The following is a 4,855-nucleotide window of genomic DNA, read 5'->3' as shown; positions in this document are numbered from 1 at the left end:
CGACTGATGCTCGGTGAAGCCGCCGACGACGCGCACCCACTGCGGCGGCGGCGTGATCGCGACCTGGCGCTTCAACATGTTCATGGCGTCGGCCAGCGAGCGCACGCCGTCCCAGCGCAGCTCCATGTTGAAGTTGAGCCCGCCGCGGATGATGTGGAGGTGATTGTCGATCAGACCCGGCAGCACCCGGCGACCCTTGACGTCGATCAGCTGCGTCCTCGGCCCAGCGAGCGCCATCACGTCGCGCTCCTCGCCCACCGAGACGAAGCGGCCATCCGCAATCGCCACCGCGCTCGCGGTGGGATTGCTCGGATCGAGCGTGGTGAACAGGCCGCGATGCAGGATAACGTCTGGCGCCTTGGTCATGAATGCTTCTCCGGAGATTTGCTATCGGTCTCGGTCGCGGCCGTTGCGTCGTGCCGCCCCGGCAACATGCCGAACACGTGCGGCGCAGCTTTCGCTTGTCGCCAAGCCGCGCTCAGGCTGTGGCCGGCGATCACCTGCTTGGCGACGGGCACGATCTGCTCGCCGACCAGAATGCCAAGCAGCCCGACCAGCGCCACCAGAGGTGGCGCCGGCGAGCGGACGTTGAGCAGGCTGTAGATGACGCCGACCAGAAGGCCGACGGCGAGCGACAGCAGATAGACTTTCATCGCGCGCTCCGCGCCGGACTACGCGGCCTTGGTACCACCCTCAGAGGCGTGCTCGCCGAGCGCCCACTTCGAGAAGCGAACCTGGATGCCGTAAGGCGAATGCGCCCGCAGGATGTCCATCATGCCTTCATAAGTCTCCGAGCGCGCCCAGTCCTGCTGCAGCTCGAAGGCGTATTGGCACGAGGTGATCGGCACCGCGCCGGCCTGGATGGCGCGCTCCATCGCACGGTTGTGTGCCTCGACCGACAGGTCGCCGCAGGCGTCGGCGGGGATGTAAACCTCGTAACCTTCGCGCAGCATGTCGAGGGTCGGGAACATCACGCAGGCCTCGGTCCACAGACCGGCGACGACGAACTTCTTGCGGCCGGTGGCCGCCACCGCCTTGCGGAAGTTCGGGTCGAGCCACGAGTTCATCGAGGTACGGTCGATGATGTCGTGGTTCGGAAACAGGTCGGTGACCTCCGGCATGAACGGGCCGGAGAACGAATCCTTGGCCACGGTCGAGATCACCGTTGGAATCTTGAACAGCTTCGCCGCTTTGGCGAGGATCTGGATGTTGTTGAACACGACGAGGCGGTCGTGCGACTGCACGCCCTGATACATCGCCGGCTGATAATCGATCAGCGCGATGGCGCTGTTCTCGGGGGTGAGCATTTCGAGTTTCGACATTAAAGACCTCCAGGTGGGCGTGCGCAGGCTCGCTGAGCTTGCACGATGATGCCGGGTGGCGACCGCGCTGGCTTGGACAAAGCCGATGCCGATTGCACGAACCTGCTCCCCATTCCCGAAGCACGGCCCAGAGGCACACGCGGCGCGGTGCACCGGGGACACTTGCAACCTTTCGAGTTCGGGAAACATCCGGCGAAGCAAACGTCCAAACCACAGCACGCCGCTGCAATCTCCGCCCGTCGTCGTCCTGATAGGGTCGATGAGGTCGCATTGGCGACCGCGCCGTCGCGCATATCGCCAGAGGAACTCATGACCGACACCACGCGAAACGGCAGTATCCGCGCCAACGGCATCCGACAGTTCTATCGCGAGGCCGGCGACGGGGCGCCGGTGATCTTGCTACACGGCTTTCCCGAAACCAGCTACGCGTGGCGCTTTCAGATTTCCGCGCTGGCCAAGCACTACCGAGTCGTCGTCCCCGATCTGCGCGGCTATGGCGAAACCGACAAGCCGTTTGAAGGCTACGACAAGCGGACAATGGCCAACGACGTCGTTGCACTCGCGCAGGCACTCGGGATCGAACGCTTCGCGCTGGTAGGCCATGATCGCGGCGCTCGCGTTGCGACGCGGCTGACCAAGGATCATCCCGATCTGGTCGATCGCCTGGTGGTGATGGACAACGTGCCGACCCGCATCGTCGCGCGGGACATGAACGCCCGCATCGCGCGCGAATACTGGTTCTTCCTGTTTCATCAGGTCGCCGATCTGCCAGAGGCGCTGATCGCCGGCCGCGAAGAGATCTGGCTGCGTCACTTCTTCACCGATTGGTGCCACAACCCGCACAGTATCGGTGAGGACGCGATCGCAGCTTACGTGAAGGCGTTCACGTCGGAAGGCGGCGTACGCGGCGCCTTGTCGGACTATCGCGCGGGCGCCGAGGACATCGCGCAGGACCTCGCCGACGCCGACATCAAGATCACCTGCCCGACGCTGTCGCTCTGGGGCGCTGATTTCGGCGCGGTCGGCAAGCTGTTCGACATGGAAGCGGTGTGGCGCGAGATGGCGGACGACCTGCGCGTCGCCGCGATCCCGCAATGCGGCCACCTGCCCCATGAAGAACAACCCGAGATCGTCACCAATCTGCTGCTCGAGTTCCTCGACGGCTGGCGCGGAACCGAGAAGCCGTGATCGACACGTCCAACCTGCGGCCAAATCGGACAAGAGTCGTGCTGGCTGAGCCTCGATAGTCGACTTCGATTGGCAATGGAGCCGGGATGCGCGCGCTGAAGATCAATGGACAGGACTACAAGGTCGACGCACCTGACGATATGCCGCTGTTGTGGGTGCTGCGCGATCTCGTCGGGCTGCGTGGCACAAAGTTCGGCTGCGGCATCGCGCAATGCGGCGCCTGCACAGTTCACCTCGATGGTGAGCCGGTGCGCTCCTGCGTGCTGCCGGTCGGTCGCGTCGGCGATCGCGCCATCACCACCATCGAAGGCGTCGGACAGACCGAGCACGGCCGCAAGATCCAAAAGGCCTGGCTCGACCTCGAAGTCGTGCAATGCGGCTATTGCCAGTCGGGCCAGATCATGAGCGCCGCGGCACTGCTCGGCCGCATCCCCAACCCCGACGATGCAGCGATCGATACGGCGATGGCCGGAAATATCTGCCGCTGCGCCACCTATGTGCGTATCCGCGCTGCCATCAAGGCCGCGGCAACATGATGAAGCACCGTCCTCAGAAAGCTGCGGTGCTCGGCTTATCGCGCCGCTCGTTTCTCGCCGGAGCGCTGGTGATCGCGTTCGCGCGGCCCGGCAAGGCACAAGCGCCCGCTGGTTCGATCGCCGCTCCCGCAGCTCGGCTCGGCGGCTTCGTCCGCATTGCCGCGACTGGTGAGATCACCCTGGTGATGCCCAGCGTCGAGATGGGCCAAGGCATCTACACAGCCGAAGCGGCGTTACTCGCCGAGGAGCTCGACGTCCGGCTCGATCAGATCATTGCGGTGGCGGCGCCACCCGACGCGGCGCTTTACGCCCAGCCCCTGTTCAAGGCGCAGCTCACCGGTGGCTCGACCTCGATCCGCGGCTTCTGGACGCCGCTGCGCCAAGCCGGCGCCGCCGCACGCGCGATGCTGATCGAGGCTGCTGCGCGGCGCTGGACTGTCGATGCGCGGGAGTGCGTAACAAACGACGGCGTCATCTCGCATCGCCCGAGCGGTCGGTCCCTGCCCTATGCCGAAGTGGCCGCCGAAGCCGCAGCATTGCCGATGCCGACGCAGCCGACGCTCAAGAGGGCGACCGACTACAAGCTGATCGGCAGGAGCCTCAAACGAATCGACACGCCCGGCAAGGTCGATGGCAGCGCGCGCTTCGGCATCGATGTCGATGTACCCGGCATGAAGACGGCGGTGTTGGCGATCTGTCCGGTGTCAGGTGGCAAGCTCAAATCGCTCGACGATCGTCAGGCGCGAAAGCTGCCGGGTGTGATCGACGTGCTGCGCATCGACGACGCCGTCGCGGTGGTCGGCGAGCATTACTGGGCCGCCAAGACTGGGCGCGACGCGCTGGAGATCGACTGGGACTTCGGCCCGAATGCCGGCCTGTCGTCCGACAGTTTGCGGCAGGATCTGTTGACCGCGGCGCGCAACGGCACGCCGATCGAGGCACTGAAGCGCGGCGATCCCGACGGCGCGATGGCGAGCGCCAAGCGCCGCATCGATGCCGAGTACGAGATGCCGTTTCTGGCGCATGCCACCATGGAGCCGATCAACACCACGGTGCATGTGCGGCCGGACGGCTGCGACATCTGGGTCGGCACCCAGACGCCAGTGGTCGCTCAGCATCATGCGGCGCAGATCACGGGCCTGCCGCTCGACAGGGTCGCGGTCCACAATCAGCTGATCGGCGGCGGCTTCGGCCGGCGGCTGCAGGACGACACCATCGTCCAAGCCGTGCGCTTCGCCAAGCAGGTGCCCTATCCGCTCAAGGTGATCTGGACGCGCGAGCAGGACATCGGTCACGATCGCTTCCGTCCTTGCTACCACGACCGTCTCAGCGCCGCCCTCGACGATGCCGGCATGCCGATCGCGTGGACGCATCGCACCACGTCAGGCACCGTGCGCAAGGACTTCGACGAGCACGGCTGGCCGCAAGGCAAGCTCGACAAGGATGCGGTGGACGGCGCTTGGGACAGTCCCTATGCGCCGCCGAACATGCGGATCGATTGGGTCCGCCACGATCCGCCGATCGGTCTGAACTGGTGGCGCGGCGTCGGACCGACCCACAACGTGTTCGTAGTCGAGAGCTTCGTCGACGAACTCGCTCACAGCGCCGGCCGCGATCCGATCGCCTATCGCCGTTCGTTGCTATCCGCATCGAATCCGCGCGCCAGGCACGTACTCGACGTCGTGGAGCAGGCCTCGAACTGGAGCGCACCGTCCGGCGCGCGGATCGGCCGCGGCGTATCGCTGCATCAGAACTTCGGCACCTTCGCTGCATTGATGGTGGAAGTATCTGTCGCGCCATCGGGCGAGA

General features: G+C 65.4%; 6 protein-coding genes. 3 read left to right on the top strand and 3 right to left on the bottom strand.

The genetic code is table 11. The annotated features are described in order from the left end of the window. From I5M_RS23550 to I5M_RS23540, 3 genes are all read right to left on the bottom strand, one after another. The coding region (locus I5M_RS23550; RefSeq protein WP_031337392.1) for an amidohydrolase family protein at positions 1-366 on the bottom strand (366 nt) is incomplete at its 3' end. Further along, entirely contained in the window at positions 363-653 is a 291-nt protein-coding gene (locus I5M_RS23545; RefSeq protein ID WP_022723639.1) for a XapX domain-containing protein, read from the bottom strand. The genes I5M_RS23545 and I5M_RS23550, both read right to left, overlap by 4 nt. A gap of 18 nt (positions 654-671) precedes the next feature. Then, on the bottom strand, positions 672-1,322 hold the full coding sequence (locus I5M_RS23540; RefSeq protein WP_022723638.1) for a hydrolase: 651 nt from the start codon (positions 1,320-1,322) through the stop codon (positions 672-674). Positions 1,323-1,631: 309 nt separating this feature from the next. Between I5M_RS23540 and I5M_RS23535 the strand changes: the two genes are divergently transcribed. From I5M_RS23535 to I5M_RS23525, 3 genes are all read left to right on the top strand, one after another. Continuing rightward, positions 1,632-2,510: an alpha/beta fold hydrolase gene (locus I5M_RS23535; RefSeq protein WP_022723637.1), complete on the top strand. Its 879-nt coding sequence runs from the start codon at positions 1,632-1,634 to the stop codon at positions 2,508-2,510. A gap of 86 nt (positions 2,511-2,596) precedes the next feature. After that, entirely contained in the window at positions 2,597-3,046 is a 450-nt protein-coding gene (locus I5M_RS23530; protein ID WP_022723636.1) for a (2Fe-2S)-binding protein, read from the top strand. Then, a partial coding sequence (locus tag I5M_RS23525) for a xanthine dehydrogenase family protein molybdopterin-binding subunit (protein WP_022723635.1) occupies positions 3,046-4,855 on the top strand: 1,810 nt, incomplete at its 3' end. The genes I5M_RS23530 and I5M_RS23525, both read left to right, overlap by 1 nt.

Source organism: Rhodopseudomonas sp. B29, assembly GCF_000333455.1.
Taxonomy (GTDB): Bacteria; Pseudomonadota; Alphaproteobacteria; order Rhizobiales; family Xanthobacteraceae; genus Rhodopseudomonas.
The sequence above is the reverse complement of the archived record's forward strand: the minus strand, read 5'-3'. Positions and strand labels throughout refer to the sequence as shown.

What these genes read in the sequence shown, in the direction of transcription:
- I5M_RS23545 (WP_022723639.1), bottom strand. Translation starts at nt 653, where the DNA reads ATGAAAGTCTATCTGCTGTCGCTCGCCGTCGGCCTTCTGGTCGGCGTC.
- I5M_RS23540 (WP_022723638.1), bottom strand. Translation starts at nt 1,322, where the DNA reads ATGTCGAAACTCGAAATGCTCACCCCCGAGAACAGCGCCATCGCGCTG.
- I5M_RS23535 (WP_022723637.1), top strand. Translation starts at nt 1,632, where the DNA reads ATGACCGACACCACGCGAAACGGCAGTATCCGCGCCAACGGCATCCGA.
- I5M_RS23530 (WP_022723636.1), top strand. Translation starts at nt 2,597, where the DNA reads ATGCGCGCGCTGAAGATCAATGGACAGGACTACAAGGTCGACGCACCT.